This window comes from Corynebacterium marinum DSM 44953, assembly GCF_000835165.1.
In the GTDB taxonomy this organism is placed as follows: Bacteria; Actinomycetota; Actinomycetes; order Mycobacteriales; family Mycobacteriaceae; genus Corynebacterium; species Corynebacterium marinum.
Genome location: NZ_CP007790.1, coordinates 648,073 through 665,979, shown reverse-complemented (window position 1 = coordinate 665,979; position 17,907 = coordinate 648,073). Strand labels below are relative to the sequence as shown.

Genomic DNA, 17,907 nt, shown 5'->3' with positions numbered 1-17,907 from the left:
CTAGTGGAGTCCCGGAGACGTCGCCGTCCCCGTAGCATGACCCTCATGGACGACAATCTCCGGCTGTCCGACAACGAGCGGCTCACCGCCATGACTACGCTGGCGTCGCACTTCACCCAGGGGCGTCTCGATCACGAGGAGTTCGACGATCGTTCCCTGGCCATCTCCCGGGCGAAGACGCGGGCCGACATGCGGCCGCTCTTCAGCGACCTGCCGGGGCAGTTGGAGGGGGCGCTGGCGGAGGGGGCGGAGGCCGTCGCGAAGCAGGACGAGGACGAGGACATCCGCGAGCTGAAGGAGTTCCGCCGGTCGGGCAGGAGGGTGGAGAATCTCAGCGGCATCATCTTCGGCCTGACGCTCGTGACCTTCCTCGTCCTCACCTTCGTGTTCCACGTCAGCTGGGCGTGGCTGGTGTGGCCTTCGCTGATCGTCACCCTGCCGATCCCGCGGTTGATCCACGGTTTCTCGGATTCGGATGAAAAAGCCTACCGGGAGCTGAAAGAAGCCGAGGAACTGTCCAGGAAAGCGCGTCTGAAGCGCGCCACGGAGCGGATGAAGGAGCTGGAGGGGGAGTAACCTCCTGCCCATGTTCAACTCCATTGTCGAATGGGTCGTCTCCCTCATGGGGACGCTCGGCGCCCCGGGTGTCGGTATCGCGATTTTGCTCGAGAACCTCTTCCCGCCCATCCCCTCCGAGGTCGTGCTGCCCCTGGCCGGCTTCGCCGCCGCCCGCGGCGAACTCAACGTCTACGCCGCGTTCATCTGGGCCACCGTCGGCTCCGTCCTCGGCGCGTTCCTGCTCTACTGGCTGGGCGCGGCCTTCGGAGCGCACCGGCTCCGGCAGATCGCGGGCTGGATGTGGCTGGTCGAGCCCAGCGACGTGGACAAAGCCCTGGAGTGGTTCAGCAGGTACGGCCGGTGGTCGGTGTTCCTCGGCCGCCTGGTGCCCGGCATCCGGTCGTTGATCTCCATCCCGGCGGGCGTCGACCGGATGAACCCGGCGGTGTTCGGACTAATGACACTCACCGGTTCGGCGCTGTGGAACGCCCTGCTCATCGCCGCCGGAGTGTGGCTGGGCGACCGGTACCACCTGGTGGAGACCTATGTGAACGAATACTCGGCGGTGGTCTACGTCATCGTCGGTATCGCCGCGCTCCTGGTGTTCTTCCTGTTGGCTCGACGGGCACGGGCACGAAACCAGGCACGGAAGGCTGACATGAGGGGCACCACCAGATGATCCTCTCCCCCAGCATCGACCGCTGGATCTCCGCGCCGCAGCGTCGGCACGGTCGGCGGTGGCGGCCGAATACGTAGCTGGTCTCCCCGGCGCGCCGGACGCCGGTGGTCACGCGCACCGGGGCGTCGCGGTTGGCCCACATCACCCGCCGCGTCACGTCGAGAACCTGGTCCACATCGACCTCCCCGACCGGTGTCGCCGGGTGGACGCCGCACAGGAAGCAGATCTCGGCCCGGTATTCGTTGCCCACCCCGGCGAGGTTCTGCTGATCGAGCAGCGCCTCCCCGATGGTCCTGGACGCCGCCGCGAGCAACCGCCGCCGAGCCTCCTCCCGGCCGGCGGGAACCCAGTCCCCGGACAGAACGTCTGGCCCGAACCGGGCGATGTGCTCGTGGTAGTGGTCCGTGGGGAACACCTCCACCAGGCCGAGCGAATGCCCGACCACCTCGATGGGCCGCGGATGCGGGGCTCCGGTGAGCTGCAGGACGACGCGTGCGGTGTGGCCGGGTTTGCGCCACCGGTCGCCCTTGAGGTGCATCGCCCAGGTGCCCTCCATCTTGAGGTGGGTGTGCAGGATACGGCCCCCGAACTGCATGTACAGGTGCTTTCCGTAGGGCCACACGCGGTCGACATACTCGCCGTTGAAATCGACGGTGGCGACGCTGGGCACGCGCAGCGAGGTGTGGAGGACCTCCCGGCCGGTCATGAACTGCAGACGCCGGGAGAGCTGGAGGACGGAATCACCTTCGGGCACGTTGCCAGGCTACCGCCGCCGCCACGAGGCACGAACCTGGAGCCGCCGTCCCCCCGATTTTCCCTTCGGCGGACGGCTCCGGGGTTCGTGCCTCGTGGCGCCCGGTTTCCCCCCCCGGGGAAATTATCGGCCGGGACGGCGGCTCACACGGGTGCAGTTTCGTCCACTGCGGTGGGCATGGGCCCGCGAACTGCGGTTATTCGTCGCGGAAAGTCAGCCCCTCAATGGCGTCGCCCACGCTTCGCCCCCGTCCGGGGGCACGCGGGGGCGCTGAGCGCCCGCCGATCCTGACGCCCCGCGGGCTTATCGACGCCCCCGCCTCCCGCAACGCCCCCAGCAACGGGGCGTCGAAGACGGGTCCGCCGTTGACTTTCTCCACCGTGAGCGGCTGATCGACGGTGGCCGCGAGCGCCGCGACGACCAGGTCGGTGTTGACGTCGTCGAAGAGCGTGAGGGTGCGGCCGCCGCGGGTGACGTGGGCGAGCAGGAGCCCGTCCGCGAGCACGACCATGGCGCCCGCCGCCCGGCTCGGCCCGTTCTCCGGCCAGGGCAGCGCCGCGCCGTAGGGGTTGGCAGGGTCGGCGGCGGCGAGCACGTGGACGTCCGGGTCCTGCGTCCCGGAGGGCCAGCCGCCCAGGTCCGGGCTGTCCGCCATGCCGCGCAACCGGTCGATGACGGCCGGGGTGGAGAACTGCGAGGCGCCGAGCCCCTCGACGAGGTACCCGCGCATCGCCTTGCCGGACTCCTCGAAACCGCTGAGGACCTTGTAGGCCAGGGCGAATCCGCCGAGCACGTCCTCGGCGACGACGCTGCCCCGGGTGACCACGCCGTAGCGGTCCAGCCACGTCTCCCCCTGGATCACGGAGCGGGCGGTGGCGTCGGTACTGGCGGGGACGGTCAGGGACCAGCGGCCGCCCATGTCGTGCGGCACGCTGGGCAGGCTGCGCGGCCGGCCCATGCGGACCCGGGAACGGTTGGGGCGGCGCCGGGCACGGTGGGCGGTCGTGCCGCCGGAGGTGGCCAGGCGGGAGCGGACCGGGGCGAAACTGTCGGGGCTGACCAGGCCTGCGTCGACCAGTCCCCACAGCGCCTCCCGCAGCTCTTCTGAGGTGACCAGCTCGGTTAGCTCGGCCTGCAGCTCGGCGAAGAGGAAACCGCCGCCGCGGCGGAGAATCTCCACGACCTGCTCCTGGATGAACGTCAGACCCTCGGGGTCGATCCGTGGTGCGAGTTCGGCGGCGTAGTCGGCCGGGAGGAGCATGATCCACGGGTCGCGGGCGGCGGCGGTGCCGGCGCCGAGGATGAGGACCTCCCCGGAGGAGGTGAGCTCGTCGAGGTGCAGCGGGGAGTAGTCCGCCACCCGGGCGGGCAGGACGAGGGATTCCCACGCGCTGGCGGGCAGCCGCGCACCGGCGAGCTGTTCGAGGACGGTGAACACCCCGTCGGCGCCGCGCAGCACAGGCCGCTTCCCCACCGGCGCGACCTGGTGCCAGTCGACGAGGAAGCGGGCGTAGGCGGACTGGGAGACCGCCTGGGTGGCGGCGCGCGCGGCGGCCAGCGACCTGCGTCGGATGACCCCCAGCACGTCCGCCGAGCAGTACTCCTGTTCCTCGACGCCCTGGCGGAAGCGGCCCTCGATGACGCGGCCGTCGGCAAGCAGGGGTTTCAGCGCCGAATGGGCGGCGCTGACGGCCAGCCCGAAGGCGTCGGCGAGGTCGCGGAGGACGAAGGGCCCGCGTGTGCGCACCCAGCGGGAGACCAGCTGCTCCAGCGCGTCGAGGATGGTGCCCACCTGCGCGGGGACACCGGGCGGGACGGGGATCCCCAGCGCATCGCGGAGCAGTGGAGCGTCCAACGCCTGCGCGAGGTGGGGGCGGCCGCCGATCCGGATCTCCATGATCCGGTCGCCCAGGCTGCCGAGGCTCTCCGGCCCGCCGGGGAAAGTGGTGTACTCACCCAGCTCGTCGACGGGGACGGGGCCGAGGATCCGCAGGGTGTCGGCGAGTTCCTCCGGCGACCTGGCCCGGCGTTCGCCGCGGCGGCGCAGTTGTTCGTGGACCTCGTCGATGATCTCGGGGGCCAGCAGTTCCCGCAGTTCGACGGTGCCGAGCAGTTTCGCCAGCAGCGTCGGGTCGAGGGCGAGCGCGGCGGCACGCTTCTCCGCCAGCGGGCTGTCCCCCTCGTACATGAATGCCCCGGTGTAGTTGAACAGCAGCGAGGAAGCGAAGGGGCTGGGTTGATCGGTGGTGACCTCCGCGATGCGGATCCGGCGGGTCCCCAGGTCGCGGCAGACCTGGGTGAGCGCGGGCAGATCATAGACGTCCTGGAGGCACTCGCGGACGGTCTCCAAAATGATGGGGAAGCTGGGGTACTTCCGGGCCACATCCAGCAGCTGCTCGGCGCGCTGGCGCTGCTGCCACAGCGGGGCGCGCTTGCCGGGGTTGCGGCGCGGGAGCAGCAGCGCGCGGGCGGCGCACTCGCGGAAGCGGGAGGCGAACAACGCCGAGTTGCCCACCTGCTCGGTGACCAGCTCGCCGATGTCGTCGGCGTCGAAGAGGAAGATGGAGGCGTCGGGTTCGGTGTCCCCCTCGGGCAGGCGCAGGACTATCCCGTCGTCGCCGGCGACGGCCTGGGCGTCCATGCCGGTGCGCTCGGCCACCCGCGCGCCGACCGCCAGCGCCCACGCCGCGTTGACCCCACGGCCGAAGGGTGTGTGCAGGACGACGCGCCAGTCGCCGAGCTCGTCGCGGAACCTCTCCAGCACCAGGGTCTTCTCGTCCGGGATCACGCCGGTCGCCTCATGCTGCTCGGCCAGGAAAGCCAGCAGGTTGGTACGCGCATTGTCGTCGAGGTCGACGATCTTGCCCGGGTCGGCGTGGACATCGCGGCGGTAGGCGCCGAGGGCGAGGCCGAGTTCGTACGGCCGGCCCGCGGCGTCGCCCGTCCAGAAAGGCAGTCGGCCGGTGTGCCCCGGCGCCGGGCTGACCAGCACCTGATCACGGGTGATGTCCTCGATGCGCCAGCTGGAGGCCCCGAGCGTGAAGACGTCGCCGACGCGCGACTCGTAGACCATCTCCTCGTCCAACTCGCCCACCCGGCGCGGGGTGCCCTCTCCGCCGAGGAGGAACACGCCGAACATGCCGCGGTCGGGGATCGTGCCGCCGGAGGTCACCGCGACCCGCTGCGCGCCCGGGCGGGCGGAGAGCATCCCCGTCACCCGGTCGAAGACCACCCGTGGACGCAGTTCGGCGAAATCCGTCGACGGGTAGACTCCGCTGACCAGGTCGATCACCGCGTCGAAGACATCGCGCGAGAGCTCCCGGTAGGGCCAGGCCCGCCGCACCAGGGCGTACCACTCCTCCACGTCGACGTCCTCCACCGCCACCGCGGCCACCGTGTGCTGCGCCAGCACGTCGAGGGGGTTGGCGGGCACGTGGAGCTCCTCGATGAGCCCCTGCCGCATCCGGGCCACCGTCACCGCCGACTGCACCAGGTCGGCGCGGTGCTTCGGGTAGAAGGAACCCTCGGACACCGCACCCACCGAGTGCCCGGCGCGGCCCACCCGCTGCAGGCCGGACGCCACGCTCGGGGGCGACTCCACCTGCACCACCAGGTCGACCGCGCCCATGTCGATGCCCAGCTCCAGCGAACTGGTCGCCACCACCGCGCGCAGGGAACCCTCCTTGAGCATCTGCTCCGTCCGGGCCCGTTCGTCCTTGGACACGGAGCCGTGGTGGGCACGCGCGATGACGGGCGGGGCGGAGCCGGCCGTGTCCGCGGCCACCATGATCTGGGCCGGTGGGCGCCGCAGGTCGGGAGCCAGCGACTCCGGGTCGTGGATCTCGGCGTGGATCTCATTGAGCCGGCTGGTCAGCCGCTCCGCGGAACGCCGGGAGTTGACGAACACCAGTGTCGAGCGGTGCGCCATGACCTCCTCGTAGACGTCACGTTCGATGTAGGGCCAGATCGACTTCTGCTGCGGCAGGGCCGACTCAGCCGGGCCTTCCCCGGGGGCGCCGGACAGGCCGAGCGGGTCGTCGACCGTCGCCTCCCCGATGGTGGAGCCCATCTCCGGCACCGGCAGGTCCGACATGTCCTCGACCCCGACGCGGACGCCGAGTTCCCACGCCTTCTCCGAGGGCGGGGCAATGATCTCCACCGGCCGGCCGCCGCCGAGAAAATTCGCCACCGTGGTCAGCGGCCGCACGGTGGCGGACAGGCCGATCCGCTGGAAGCCGCCGGTCAGCCGTGCCAGGCGCTCCAGGCTCAGCGTCAGGTGGACGCCCCGCTTGGTGCCCGCCAATGCGTGGATCTCGTCGATGATCACGGTGTCGACGCTCTTGAGGATGCCCGCCGCCTTCGACGTGAGCATGAGATACATCGACTCCGGCGTGGTGATCAGGATGTCCGGCGGCCTGCGCACCTGCCGGTTGCGTTCCGCCTGCGGGGTGTCGCCCGAGCGCACTGCCACCGTGATGTCCGGCGCGTCCAGCCCGAGCCGCTGCGCCACCCGGCTGATGCCGGTGAGCGGGGCGCGGAGGTTGTTCTCCACGTCCACGCCGAGAGCCTTCAGCGGCGAAATGTAGAGGACTTTCACCCCTCCCCCGCTTTCCGACGCCCGCTCCTCCCCCACCGGGAGCGTCAGCTGTCCGGCCCGTTCCACGAGACTGTCCAGGGCCCACAGAAACGCCGCGAGGGTCTTGCCGGAACCCGTGGGCGCGACCACGAGCGCGTTGTCGCCGGCGGAGATCGCCGACCACGCCTTCTTCTGCACCGGGGTGGGCGCCTCGAAGACCTCCCCGAACCAGGTGGCCACCTGGGGGCGGAAGCGCGAGAGGATGCTGTCAGCCATGCCCAACTCTAACCCGCGCGGTAAGGTCGACGGCATGACAGCTCAGCTTGACGACGCCCGACTCACCCACCTGCTGGCGCAGGGCACGGGGGAGATTCTCAAGGGGGTCCGCAACGTCGGCGCCCTGCGCGGCCGCAACCTCGGCGACGCCGGCGACGAGCTCGCGCAGAACTGGATCGCCCGCGTCCTGGGGCAACACCGCCCGGACGACGGTTTCCTCTCGGAGGAGATGGCCGACACCCTGGAGCGGCTGGACAAGGACCGGGTGTGGATCATCGACCCGCTGGACGGCACCAAGGAATTCGCCACCGGACGCCAGGACTGGGCGGTGCACATCGCGCTCGTCGAGAAGGGCATCCCCACCCATGCGGCCGTCGCCCTGCCCGACCTCGGGGTGGTCTTCAGTTCCGCGGAATCCCGCGCGGTGAAGGGCCCGTACGCGAAAAAGCTGGCCATCTCCCACAACCGTCCCCCGCAGGTGGCCCTCCACATCGCGGAGAAGCTCGGTTTCGAGACCGCCGCGATCGGCTCCGCCGGAGCCAAGGCCATGCACGTCCTGCTCGGCGACTACGACGCCTACATCCACGCCGGCGGCCAGTACGAATGGGACTCCGCCGCGCCGGTGGGCGTCGCGAAGGCCGCGGGCCTGCACTGCTCGCGCCTCGACGGCACCGAGCTCACGTACAACAACCGGGACACCTACATGCCCGACATCCTCATCTGCCGCCCCGAGCTGGCCGAGGAGATCCTCTCGATGGCTGCGGCTTTCCGTGCGGCGAACGGTCGCTACTAAGGTAGTCCGCATGACTGCCTCCATCCCCACTCCCTACGAAGATCTCCTCCGCGAGATCCTCGAGCAGGGCGCAACCAAGGGCGATCGCACCGGGACCGGCACCCTCAGCGTGTTCGGCCGGCAGCTCCGCTACGACTTGTCCGACTCATTCCCGCTGCTCACGACGAAGAAGGTCCACCTCCACTCCGTCGTGGGCGAGCTGCTGTGGTTCCTGCGCGGCGACTCCAACGTCCGGTGGCTGCAGGACAACAACATCCGCATCTGGAACGAATGGGCCGACGACGAGGGCGAACTCGGTCCCGTCTACGGCGTGCAGTGGCGCTCCTGGCCCACCCCGGACGGCGCACACATCGACCAGATCGCCGAGGCCCTGGAAACCCTGAAGTCCAACCCGGATTCCCGCCGCAACGTGGTCTCCGCATGGAACGTCTCCGAACTGGACAAAATGGCGCTGCTACCCTGCCACCTGCTTTTCCAGCTCTACGTCGTGGACGGGAAACTCTCCCTGCAGGTCTACCAGCGCTCCGCGGACATGTTCCTCGGTGTGCCCTTCAACATCGCCTCCTACGCCTTGCTGGCCCACATGTTCGCCCAGCAGGCGGGCCTCGAAGTCGGCGAACTGGTCTGGACCGGCGGAGACTGCCACATCTACAACGACCACCTGGAGCAGGTGCGCGAGCAGCTCTCCCGGGAGCCGCGCCCCTACCCGCAGTTGCACCTGCGGCAGGCGGAGAGCATCTTCGGCTACGCCTTCGACGACGTCGAGGTTGTCGGCTACGATCCCCACCCGGCGATCCGGGGCAGGGTCTCCGTCTGATGACCATGCTCGGCGCCATCTGGGCACAGTCCCTCGACGGGGTCATCGGCGACGGGGCGCGCATGCCCTGGCATGTGCCGGAGGACCTCGCCCATTTCCGGGAGATCACCAACGGCCACCCCGTCATCATGGGCCGGCGGACGTGGCTGAGCCTGCCGGAGAAGTTCCGTCCCCTGCCCGGCCGGGAGAATTTCATCCTGTGCACCCGCGAGGCGGGCGAATGGTCCGACGGCGGCCAAGTGATCAACGACCTGCCGGAGCTCGCCGACTCCCCCGAGGTGTGGATCATGGGCGGCGGGCAGGTGTACGCCGCTACCATCGACCAGGTCGACGTCCTGGAGGTCACCCTCATCGGGGCCCGGCTCGGCGACGCTCTCGGCGACCTCGCCGTCCACGCCCCGGAGATTCCCGCCGAGTTCGGCCTCGTCGCCGACACCGACTGGCTTCTCTCGGACAGGGGCGGGCTAATCCTCGACGATGTTCCCAGTGACCTCCCCCTGAGGTACCGTTTCCTGCGTTACGAGCGAAAGGAGGCCGCATGACGGCCGAAACCAACCACGTCACGATCTACGCCACCACCTGGTGCCCCTACTGCACCAGCCTGCGTAAGCGACTCGACCGGACCGAAACCCCCTACGACCTGGTCGACGTCGAACTCGACGCCGAAGCCGCGGCCTGGGTCGAATCCGTCAACGACGGCAACCGTGTAGTACCCACGGTGAAGTACTCCGACGGCACGCACGCCACCAACCCGGAGGCTTCCGCCGTGCGCCGCAAACTCGAGGAGCTCACGGCCGGGTCAACTGACTAGTCCTCGTCCTCTTCACCGAACAGGGCGACCATGTCCTGGGGCGAGAGCGAGGCGTTGAGGCCCGCCAGCTCCAGGGAGTACACCTGCTTGAGGTAATGCTCGAGGACGTTGGCGAGCTGCTTGGCGTCGATCTTGTTGAGCAGCAGCAGCCGCTTGGAGGATCCGCCCGGCACCTGCTTGTCAATGGACAGCACCGGGACACCATCCTTGGTCACGATCTCGGCGACGATGTCCCGTCGCTGGACGTCGATGAAGGTGGGCTCGTTCTGGGCCACGGCGTGGTCCTTTCTGGCGTGATCAGTGTCTACCTGTCCAGGATAGTTCGCCGTGTCACGGTTTCCGACACCTGCCCCTTGTGCGGTACCCTATCCGGTGTTGCCCCAGTAGCTCAGTGGATAGAGCACGGCTCTCCTAAAGCCGGTGTCGGAGGTTCGATTCCTCTCTGGGGCACGATTTAAATTGGGCGGGCCACGCTTAAAACGTGGCCCGCCCTTCCCTTTCCCGCGGGTTCCGCGCGCGGCCGACCCCGGCCGGATCGGACGGGTTCCCTGGCGCCACCACTCCCCCGTTGCTAACGTAATCCCTGTTACTTATGTGACTGCTGTTGCGGTCACCACCACTCACCCCCGGGAGCTCCCAGTGTCCAACACCCCTTCTCTCAACCGGCGCGGATTCCTGCGCGCAGCCGCCATCGCCGTGGCCGCGGGCACCGTCGGCACCGTCGGCGCAGCCCTCCCGCAGGCCCGTGCCCAGGGCGCGATCCTGGGCACGGTCATCGATTACTCGGCGGGAGTCCCTTCCGCGGCTGCCGTCAAGGCTGCCGGCCATCTGGGCGCCGTACGCTACGTGTCCGGCCGCCGTCCGGGTGCGGAATGGATGCTGGGCAAGCCCCTCACCGCCGCGGAGACGCAGGACTTCGCGAACCACGGTCTCGCCGTGGCGTCAGTGTACCAGTACGGCAAGGACGCGACAGCCGACTGGAAGCAGGGAGCCCTGGGCGCCGCAACGCACGCGCCGCAGGCCATCTCCTACCACCGGGCTGCCGGGGGGCCGACCGGCCGCCCGATCTACGTCGCCATCGACGACAACCCCACCCGCGCGCAGTACGACACCCAGATCCGCCCCTATCTGCAGGCCTTCCAGGGCGCCCTGCAGGTGGCCGGCTACCAGACCGGCGTGTACGGCAACTACAGCGTCATCGACTGGGCGGTCCAGGACGGCATCGGGCAGTACTTCTGGATGCACAACTGGGGCTCCAACGGGCAGATCCACCCGCGGACCACGCTGCACCAGATCCGCATCGACAAGGACACAATCGAAGGCATCGGCATCGACATCAACAACGTCTACGCCCAGGACTGGGGCCAGTGGACCCCGGGCCAGGCGCAGCCGCAGAGCGCGATCCCGGCCTCGGCCACGAACGCCATCCCCTCCCTGCCGAACAGCTCCAGCCTCAGCCAGGAGCAGATCCAGCAGGGCGTCGACCTGGTCAGGAAGCTGACGAACCTGTAATCGCCTTCACATCGTCCTCAAGCTGGGATTCGACCAGTTCGGTCAGATCGTCCGCATCTCCGGTCACCGCCGCCGCAACGACGAAGTTTTCGCCGAAGGAAACCGACGAGTGCAGATCCCGGTCGTCCGACCAGCCCCACTTCGTGCCGATCACCCCGGGCAGGACCGATGTCCCGAAATCCTGGCCGTAGCCGTCGGCGGCGATGGGGGTCGCCTCCGCCATAGCCACCAGGATCGGGTGGGTGGGGTCCTCATCGATCAGCTGGGCGATGAAACTGACCACGTCGTAGGTCGAGGTCACCGAGTAGCCCCAGCGGTCATGCGCGCGGGTGGAGAGCAGGCCGTACTTCTTGGCCACCTCGTCGATGGATTCCGGGTACTCCCGGTACAGTTCCCCCGCCGTGCGGTCGTCCGAGGAGCTGATCATGTCGATCGCCGCGTACTGCTCTGCGAACGTGCCGTTCTCGATGACGTACTCGGCGATGTAGAGCTTGATGAGGCTGAGGGCCGGCCGCGCGAATCGTTCCGTGGCCGTGCCGGCGCGTTCGCCGTCGGAGAGCCGGAGGAAGCTGATCTGCGAGCCTGTGGAGTTCTCCACGAAGGACTCCAGGTCGGGTCCGTTGGCCGTCACGGGGCGCACGTCGACGGCCTGCTTATCGACGCCCCCGTCGGCTGAGCCGTCCTCGTCGGGAGTCGCACCGAAGACAGCGATGAGGGGGATCGCCATCACCACCACGGCTACGACGGCGGCCACAATCGCCGGAAACGTGCGGCCACCGGAAGAAGTTCTCGACACCCGGAGAATGATAGTGCCGCCATGACGTTTTCACGTCATGGCGGCACTGGTGGAGCAACTGCGGGGTGTTACTTAGTGATCGACCGGGGCCTCGACACCGACACCGGTGAGGGAGCGGACCTCCATCTCAGCGGTGAGGTGGTCCAGGTTGTCCGGCTTGGTGAGGAACGGAACGATGATGCCCACCAGGAAGGACAGCGGGATAGCGACCAGACCCGGGCTGGTCAGCGGGAAGATGGACCAGTCGACGGTCGGGAACATCGCGGACGGTGCTCCGGAGACAGCCGGGGAGAAGAAGATGAGCACCAGCGAGAGGATGGTACCGGTGTACATCGAGGCCACGGCACCGGCGGTGTTGAAGCGCCTCCAGTACAGGGACAGCAGGATCGTGGGCAGGTTCGCGGAGGCGGCGATGGCGAAGGCCAGGGACACCAGGAAGGCGACGTTCTGCTCCATGGCCAGGATGCCCAGGACGATGGAGATGGCGCCGAGTACGAGGACCGTGATGCGGGAGACGCGGACCTGCTCAGCCTCGGAGGACTGGCCGTTGCGGAACACACCGTCGTAGACGTCGTGGGCGACGGAGGCCGAAGCGGTGATGGTCAGACCTGCGACCACGGCGAGGACGGTGGCGAAGGCGACAGCGGAGATCAGCGCCATGAAGATCGAGCCGCCGAGCTCAAGTGCGAGCAGCGGAGCTGCGGCGTTCGCGCCACCCGGTGCATCCAGGATGCGGTCCGGACCGACCAGCGCAGCGGCGCCGTAGCCGAGGACCAGGGTCATGAGGTAGAACGCGCCGATGAGGACGATGGCCCAGGTGACGGACTTGCGGGCTTCCTTGGCGGTGGGGACGGTGTAGAAACGCATGAGGACGTGGGGCAGACCGGCGGTACCGAGGACCAGGGACAGGCCCAGGGAGACGAAGTCCAGCTGCTGGGTGAAGCTGCCGCCGTAGCGCAGGCCCGGAGCCATGATGTCGGAGGCCGCGTAGCCCTTTTCCGCCATGTTGGCGGAGGTTGCGTGCATGTCCATCGCGTCGTTGAACAGGGTGCCGAAGCCGCCGCGGACGGAGACGAAGACCAGGACGGTCATGATGCCGACGCCGCCGACAAGGAGCACTGCCTTGATCATCTGGACGTAGGTGGTGCCCTTCATGCCACCGACGAGGACGTAGGCGATCATGACGATGCCGACGATGGTGACGACGATGGACTGCTCGAGCTTACCGTCGAGGTTCATCAGGACGGAGACGAGGGAACCCGCGCCGGCCATCTGGGCGATGAGGTAGAACAGGGACACTGCGAGGGTGGCGATGGCCGCGGCGACGCGGACCGGCTTCTGACGCATTCGGAAGGAAAGAACGTCCGCCATGGTGAAGCGGCCGACGTTACGCAGCGGCTCGGCGACGAGCAGGAGAGCGACCAGCCATGCGACGAAGAAGCCGATGGAGTAGAGGAAGCCGTCGTAGCCGTACAGGGCGATGGAGCCGACGATGCCCAGGAAGGAGGCTGCAGAGAGGTAGTCGCCTGCGATGGCCAGGCCGTTCTGGGTGCCGGTGAAGGATGCGCCGCCGGTGTAGAAGTCGGAGGCCTCTGAGGTGGACTTGCCCACCCGGGTGACCACCGTCATGGTGACGACGATGAAGACGACGAAGACCGAGATATTGAGGATCGGGTTTCCGGTGCTGACTTCTTGAGCGAGGTATGCGGTTGTCATGTTTCTAGCCCTCCATTGCTTCGCGGATGGCGGCCGACTGCGGCTCGATGTTCTTGTTGGCGTAGACCACGTAGATCCACGTGATGGCGAAGGTGGTCAGGAACTGGAGGAGTCCGAAGACGATGCCGATGTTGAAACCGCCGCCGATCTCGGTGGCCATCCAGTCCGAGGCGAACACTGCCGCGAGGACGTATACGGCGAACCAGAGGAAGAAGGCAATGGACATCGGGAAGGTGAAGGAGCGGTAGGTCTTCCGCAGTTCCTTGAACTGCGGACTCGCATGCATCGCCATGAATTCCTCGGAGGTGGGCTCGCGCCGACCGTCCGCTCGGACTGCTGGAGTCGCACTCACAATGATCTCTCTTTCATGTCTGTCCCGGGAGCAACCCGGGGTTCTTGCTTCTGGTGAACTTTCCCGCCGGACCAACTGCCCTGTGCGGGTGATCACACTCTGTACTGCAAATGTAAGTTACCTGGCTCACACTGCAACGTTGAAGTGAAAATGGAACATTGCCCAAAGATGAAACCCGGGCCACCCCCGAAACCCATCCTCAGCAGGACATTTTTTGATACTACAACCACCCCCGCTCGGGAACTCGCTCTCTGGCGCAAAGTTTGCAAACCGAAACTTCACACTCCAGCAGAACTTCACAAACCTTGCCTAGGCAACGTCCGCTGATTCACAAAATTTGCTTCCTTCATATTATGCCAGGTCAGCGCATTAATTGCTGCCGAATGTCCGGGGGTCCTCAAAAATCCGCCCGAACCCCGCCTGTCCGTCGAGGCCGCTGATAGCCTCCATCTGATCGCGGCTCAGGGTGAAATCGGCGGCGGCGAGATTCTGCGCCAGCCGTCTGGGGTTCGTGGACTTCGGGATGACCACGCAACCGAGCTGCATGGCCCAGCGAAGCGCCACCTGGGCGGTGGACCGGCCGACGGCGCGGGCGACGGTGTCGAGAACCGGATTCGCCAGCAGGATCCCGCGGCCGAGCGGGGACCAGGCGACCGTGGTCACCCCGAGCTCCTCGTGGAGGGCGCGGAGAGGCGCCTGGGAGAAACCGGGGTGCAGCTCCACCTGGTTGACGGCCGGAACAACGCCGACCTCGTCCACGACCTCGCGCAGCACATCCCCGTAGAAGTTGGCCACGCCGACGGACTGCGCCAGGCCGAGCCCCTGCAGGCGGGCGACCGCCTCGAAGCTCTCCACGTATTTCCCCTGGTCCGGCGCCGGCCAGTGCACCAGATAAAGGTCCACGTACTCCAGCCCGAGGCGGTCGAGCGACGAGCGGAAGGCACGGGGGATCCCGTCCTTCCCCTGCTCGTTCTGCCACGCCTTCGTGGTGATGAACAGCTCCTCGCGCGTCACGTCGCCAGCCGCGACGGCCTCCGCGACCGCCCGGCCGACGGTCTCCTCGTTGCCGTAGGCGGATGCAGTGTCGAAGTGGCGGTACCCGAGGGAGATAGCTTCCCGGATGACACGGACCCCCTCCTCCCCCAGCAGCTTCCAGGTGCCCAGTCCGATCTGCGGGATCTCGGTGCCGTCGTTGAGCGTCAGAGTAGTCATGGACCCCATTGTGCCCCGATTCACCCGCGACGGGGAGAGGATCACCTCGTCACAGGTCCTAGACTTGGGCCTATGTCCACTGACCCGAATGCCGCCGCCCACCACACCGCCGACCTGAGCGACGAGGAGATCTTCGCCGCCCACGAGGGGGGAAAACTGACGATCCGCTCCGCCCGGCCCCTGGAGACGCAGCGGGACCTCTCCGTCTCCTACACCCCGGGAGTGGCGCGCGTGTGCACCGCCATCGCGGAGGACCCGTCGCTCGCACAGCGCTACACCGGTATCGGCCGCACCGTGGCGATCATCTCCGACGGTACCGCCGTCCTGGGGCTCGGCAACATGGGCCCCCGCGCGGCACTTCCCGTCATGGAGGGCAAGGCCCAGTTGTTCCACCGCTTCGCCGGCCTCAACGCCGTGCCCATCGTGCTGGACGAGACCGACCCCGACAAACTCGTCGAGACCATCACTGCCCTGGCGCCCTCCTTCGGCGCCATCAACCTCGAGGACATCTCCGCGCCCCGCTGCTTCGAGGTCGAACGCCGGCTCGTCGAGACCCTCGACATGCCGGTCATGCACGACGACCAGCACGGCACCGCCGTGGTGATCCTCGCCGCGCTGCGCAACGCCTGCCTTCTTCTGGGCCGCGGACTCCCCGACCTCAAGGTGGTCATTTCAGGAGCGGGCGCCGCCGGCGTGGCCTGCGAGAAGATGCTCGCCGACGCCGGCATCAGCGACATCATCATGCTCGACTCCCGCGGCATCATCCACGCCGGCCGCGGGGACCTCAACGAGGTCAAGGACGAACTGGCACGCACCACCAACCCCCGGGGCGTCACCGGCGGAATTTTCGAGGCCTTCGAGGGCGCGGACACCTTCATCGGGGTGTCCGCGGGCTCCGTCCCCGAGGAGGCTCTGCAGTTGATGGCCGAGCGGCCGATCCTGTTCTCACTGGCCAACCCGAACCCGGAGATCGACCCCGAGCTCGCTTACCGCTACGGCGCGGTCGTCGCCACGGGACGATCCGATCTGCCGAACCAGATCAACAACGTCCTGGCCTTCCCCGGCATCTTCCACGGCGCGCTCGCCGCGGGAGCCACATCCATCACCCCCGAGATGAAGCAGGCGGCGTCGCAGGCCATCGCCGCGGTCGCCGCGGAGCACCTCGACGTCGAGCACATCGTCCCCTCGCCTCTCGACGCCCGCGTCGCCCCCGAAGTGAGCAGGGCCGTGGCCGCCGCATGGGCGGCGGCCACGGCCTAGTCCTGTAGTCGGCGCTGGTTAACCGGCGCTGATCAGGTCGATCACGAAGACCAGGGTGCGACCGGACAGGGGGTGTCCGCCACCGGCCGGGCCGTAGGCCTTCTCCGGGGGGATGGTCAGCTGACGGCGGCCGCCGACCTTCATGCCGGGGATGCCTTCCTGCCAGCCGGCGATGAGGCCGCTGAGTGGGAACTCGATGGACTGGCCGCGATCCCAGGAAGAATCGAACTCCTGGCCCGACTCGAAATCGACGCCGACGTAGTGGACCTCGACGAGACCTCCCGCCTGCGCCTCCTCGCCTTCGCCGACGATGAGGTCGACGGCTACGAGGTCCTCCGGTGCGGGGCCGGTCTGGGCTTCGATCTGGGGCTTGGTCATGAGTGTGTCTCCTTGTGGGTGTTCATGGGAAAACCGGGCACAACGGCCCCCAGTATAAAGGTGGCGGTGTGCCCGGTTTCTTAGGCTCGGACTAACCGGTGGTCCTAGCGGTCCTCACGCGGGGTGACGGTGCGCAGGGTCTGGCCGGTGTAGATCTGGCGCGGGCGGTTGATCTTGGTGGTGGTCGCCAGCTGCTCACGGTAGTGGGCGATCCAGCCCGGCAGGCGGCCGATGGCGAACAGGGCGGTGAAGAAGTCCGTCGGGAAGCCCATGGCGCGGTAGATCAGGCCGGTGTAGAAGTCGACGTTCGGGTACAGCTTGCGGGAGATGAAGTAGTCGTCGTTGAGGGCGATCTCCTCCAGCTTCATTGCGAGGTCGAGGAGGTGGTCGCCGCCGAGGTGCTCCAGGATCTCGTGTGCGGTCTCCTTGACGATGGCCGCGCGCGGGTCGTAGTTGCGGTAGACGCGGTGTCCGAAGCCCATGAGGCGGACACCGTCCTCCTTGTTCTTCACGCGGTTCATGAAGTCGGTGGCGTCGCCGCCGTTGGCGTTGATCTCCTCGAGCATCTCGAGGACCGCTTGGTTGGCGCCGCCGTGCAGCGGGCCGGAGAGGGCGTTGATGCCGCCGGCGACGGAGACGAACATGTTCGCCTGGGCGGAGCCGATCATGCGGACGGTGGAGGTGGAGCAGTTCTGCTCGTGGTCGGCGTGCAGGATGAGGAGCTTGTCCAGGGCCTTGACCATGATCGGATCGATCTCGTACGGCTCGGTCGGGTAACCGAACATCATGCGCAGGAAGTTCTCGCGCGCGTTGAGGGAGTTGTCCGGGTACATGTACGGCGCACCCTTGGATGCGCGGTAGGCGTACGCGGCCAGCATCGGCACCTTGGCCATGAGGCGGACGGTCGCCTTGTGCAGGTGCTCCTCGTTCATCGGGTCGAGCTGGTCCTGGTAGTACGTCGACAGTATGTTGACGGAGGAGGCCAGCACGGACATCGGGTGAGCGTCGCGGGGGAAAACGTTGAACTGGGACTTGAAGTCCTCGTCCAGCAGGGTGTGGTGGCGGATCTCGTCGGAGAATGTGTGCAGCTCTTCGACGGTCGGCAGCTCACCGTTGATCAGGAGGTAGGAGACCTCGTTGAAGGTGGCGTTCTCGGCCAGGTCCGCGATGTCGTAGCCGCGGTGGCGGAGGATGCCGTTTTCACCGTCGATGTAGGTGATCTGCGACTCGCAGGAGCCGGTGGAGACGTAACCCGGGTCGAAGGTGACCAGGCCCGTGTCAGCCAGCATCTTGCCGAGGACGACGCCGTCGTTACCCTCGGTGGCCTTGATGATGTCGAGCTCGTACTCGCCGCCCGGGTAGTGGAGTACGGCCTTGTCCTTGTTGTCAGTAGCCACTGTGTACCTTTCAGACTTCG

The 17,907-nt window shown here is 67.7% G+C and carries 16 protein-coding genes, 1 tRNA gene and 1 pseudogene; 9 read left to right on the top strand and 9 right to left on the bottom strand.

Annotation, left to right across the window (positions count from 1 at the left end):
- The first annotated feature begins 45 nt into the window (after positions 1 to 45).
- Positions 46 to 576: a DUF1707 SHOCT-like domain-containing protein gene (locus B840_RS03245; protein ID WP_229676589.1), complete on the top strand. Its 531-nt coding sequence runs from the start codon at positions 46 to 48 to the stop codon at positions 574 to 576.
- A 10-nt stretch (positions 577 to 586) separates the two neighbouring features.
- Positions 587 to 1,237, top strand: coding sequence for a DedA family protein (locus tag B840_RS03240; protein WP_042620942.1), 651 nt, complete (start codon positions 587 to 589; stop codon positions 1,235 to 1,237).
- On the opposite strand, the pseudogene B840_RS03235 reads toward B840_RS03240, so the two are convergent.
- Together B840_RS03235 and B840_RS03230 are read right to left on the bottom strand one after the other, a co-directional pair.
- Positions 1,209 to 1,991 (bottom strand): annotated as a pseudogene (locus B840_RS03235) (DNA-formamidopyrimidine glycosylase family protein); the annotation flags it as partial. The gene B840_RS03240 and the pseudogene B840_RS03235 sit on opposite strands and share 29 nt — an antisense overlap.
- 196 nt (positions 1,992 to 2,187) lie before the next feature.
- The gene (locus B840_RS03230; protein WP_084602740.1) at positions 2,188 to 6,843 is read right to left on the bottom strand and encodes an ATP-dependent helicase; all 4,656 of its coding nucleotides are present in this window, start codon (positions 6,841 to 6,843) and stop codon (positions 2,188 to 2,190) included.
- Positions 6,844 to 6,877: 34 nt separating this feature from the next.
- Between B840_RS03230 and B840_RS03225 the strand changes: the two genes are divergently transcribed.
- Genes B840_RS03225 through B840_RS03210 form a run of 4 tightly spaced genes read left to right on the top strand, consistent with a single transcriptional unit; the run spans position 6,878 to position 9,264 of the window.
- Entirely contained in the window at positions 6,878 to 7,636 is a 759-nt protein-coding gene (locus B840_RS03225; RefSeq protein ID WP_042620939.1) for a 3'(2'),5'-bisphosphate nucleotidase CysQ, read from the top strand.
- A gap of 10 nt (positions 7,637 to 7,646) precedes the next feature.
- Positions 7,647 to 8,453, top strand: coding sequence for a thymidylate synthase (locus B840_RS03220; RefSeq protein WP_042620938.1), 807 nt, complete (start codon positions 7,647 to 7,649; stop codon positions 8,451 to 8,453).
- 5 nt (positions 8,454 to 8,458) lie between these two features.
- Entirely contained in the window at positions 8,459 to 8,995 is a 537-nt protein-coding gene (locus B840_RS03215) for a dihydrofolate reductase (RefSeq protein ID WP_042622476.1), read from the top strand.
- Positions 8,992 to 9,264, top strand: coding sequence for a mycoredoxin (locus B840_RS03210; protein ID WP_042620937.1), 273 nt, complete (start codon positions 8,992 to 8,994; stop codon positions 9,262 to 9,264). The genes B840_RS03215 and B840_RS03210 overlap by 4 nt, the downstream gene beginning before the upstream one ends.
- On the opposite strand, the gene B840_RS03205 is transcribed toward B840_RS03210, so the two are convergent.
- Positions 9,261 to 9,539 (bottom strand): cg0963 family protein, encoded by a 279-nt coding sequence (locus B840_RS03205; RefSeq protein ID WP_042620936.1) that lies wholly within the window; start codon positions 9,537 to 9,539, stop codon positions 9,261 to 9,263. The genes B840_RS03210 and B840_RS03205 overlap by 4 nt on opposite strands.
- A gap of 102 nt (positions 9,540 to 9,641) precedes the next feature.
- On the opposite strand from B840_RS03205, the gene B840_RS03200 reads away from it, so the two are divergent.
- Together B840_RS03200 and B840_RS03195 are read left to right on the top strand one after the other, a co-directional pair.
- A tRNA-Arg gene (locus tag B840_RS03200) sits at positions 9,642 to 9,714 on the top strand.
- A gap of 189 nt (positions 9,715 to 9,903) precedes the next feature.
- Positions 9,904 to 10,776, top strand: a complete 873-nt coding sequence (locus tag B840_RS03195) for a DUF1906 domain-containing protein (protein ID WP_042620935.1) — start codon at positions 9,904 to 9,906, stop codon at positions 10,774 to 10,776.
- On the opposite strand, the gene B840_RS03190 is transcribed toward B840_RS03195, so the two are convergent.
- The 4 genes from B840_RS03190 to B840_RS03175 form a co-directional block, all read right to left on the bottom strand.
- Entirely contained in the window at positions 10,754 to 11,581 is an 828-nt protein-coding gene (locus tag B840_RS03190) for a hypothetical protein (protein ID WP_373285093.1), read from the bottom strand. The two genes, B840_RS03195 and B840_RS03190, sit on opposite strands and share 23 nt — an antisense overlap.
- A 63-nt stretch (positions 11,582 to 11,644) precedes the next feature.
- A complete protein-coding gene (locus tag B840_RS03185) occupies positions 11,645 to 13,288 on the bottom strand; it encodes a solute symporter family protein (protein WP_042620933.1) in 1,644 nt (547 codons plus the stop codon).
- A 4-nt stretch (positions 13,289 to 13,292) separates the two neighbouring features.
- On the bottom strand, positions 13,293 to 13,580 hold the full coding sequence (locus B840_RS03180) for a DUF485 domain-containing protein (protein ID WP_042620932.1): 288 nt from the start codon (positions 13,578 to 13,580) through the stop codon (positions 13,293 to 13,295).
- A 429-nt stretch (positions 13,581 to 14,009) separates the two neighbouring features.
- On the bottom strand, positions 14,010 to 14,861 hold the full coding sequence (locus B840_RS03175; protein ID WP_042620931.1) for an aldo/keto reductase: 852 nt from the start codon (positions 14,859 to 14,861) through the stop codon (positions 14,010 to 14,012).
- Positions 14,862 to 14,924: 63 nt separating this feature from the next.
- Here B840_RS03175 and B840_RS03170 point away from each other — a divergent pair, with 63 nt between their 5' ends.
- Positions 14,925 to 16,112: an NAD(P)-dependent malic enzyme gene (locus B840_RS03170; RefSeq protein ID WP_042620930.1), complete on the top strand. Its 1,188-nt coding sequence runs from the start codon at positions 14,925 to 14,927 to the stop codon at positions 16,110 to 16,112.
- An 18-nt stretch (positions 16,113 to 16,130) separates the two neighbouring features.
- Here B840_RS03170 and fkpA read toward each other — a convergent pair whose 3' ends face one another.
- Together fkpA and B840_RS03160 are read right to left on the bottom strand one after the other, a co-directional pair.
- Positions 16,131 to 16,490 (bottom strand): FKBP-type peptidyl-prolyl cis-trans isomerase FkpA, encoded by a 360-nt coding sequence (fkpA, locus tag B840_RS03165; RefSeq protein WP_042620929.1) that lies wholly within the window; start codon positions 16,488 to 16,490, stop codon positions 16,131 to 16,133.
- A gap of 104 nt (positions 16,491 to 16,594) precedes the next feature.
- Positions 16,595 to 17,887 carry a citrate synthase gene (locus B840_RS03160; RefSeq protein ID WP_042620928.1) on the bottom strand — a complete coding sequence of 431 codons (1,293 nt, stop codon included), beginning with the start codon at positions 17,885 to 17,887 and terminating at the stop codon, positions 16,595 to 16,597.
- Between the last annotated feature and the right edge of the window lie 20 nt (positions 17,888 to 17,907).

Excerpts from the sequence above, each read along its gene's own strand:
- B840_RS03245 (WP_229676589.1), top strand. The coding sequence starts at position 46 with ATGGACGACAATCTCCGGCTGTCCGACAACGAGCGGCTCACCGCCATG.
- B840_RS03240 (WP_042620942.1), top strand. The coding sequence starts at position 587 with ATGTTCAACTCCATTGTCGAATGGGTCGTCTCCCTCATGGGGACGCTC.
- B840_RS03230 (WP_084602740.1), bottom strand. The coding sequence starts at position 6,843 with ATGGCTGACAGCATCCTCTCGCGCTTCCGCCCCCAGGTGGCCACCTGG.
- B840_RS03225 (WP_042620939.1), top strand. The coding sequence starts at position 6,878 with ATGACAGCTCAGCTTGACGACGCCCGACTCACCCACCTGCTGGCGCAG.
- B840_RS03220 (WP_042620938.1), top strand. The coding sequence starts at position 7,647 with ATGACTGCCTCCATCCCCACTCCCTACGAAGATCTCCTCCGCGAGATC.
- B840_RS03215 (WP_042622476.1), top strand. The coding sequence starts at position 8,459 with ATGCTCGGCGCCATCTGGGCACAGTCCCTCGACGGGGTCATCGGCGAC.
- B840_RS03210 (WP_042620937.1), top strand. The coding sequence starts at position 8,992 with ATGACGGCCGAAACCAACCACGTCACGATCTACGCCACCACCTGGTGC.
- B840_RS03185 (WP_042620933.1), bottom strand. The coding sequence starts at position 13,288 with ATGACAACCGCATACCTCGCTCAAGAAGTCAGCACCGGAAACCCGATC.
- B840_RS03180 (WP_042620932.1), bottom strand. The coding sequence starts at position 13,580 with ATGGCGATGCATGCGAGTCCGCAGTTCAAGGAACTGCGGAAGACCTAC.
- B840_RS03175 (WP_042620931.1), bottom strand. The coding sequence starts at position 14,861 with ATGGGGTCCATGACTACTCTGACGCTCAACGACGGCACCGAGATCCCG.
- B840_RS03170 (WP_042620930.1), top strand. The coding sequence starts at position 14,925 with ATGTCCACTGACCCGAATGCCGCCGCCCACCACACCGCCGACCTGAGC.
- fkpA (WP_042620929.1), bottom strand. The coding sequence starts at position 16,490 with ATGACCAAGCCCCAGATCGAAGCCCAGACCGGCCCCGCACCGGAGGAC.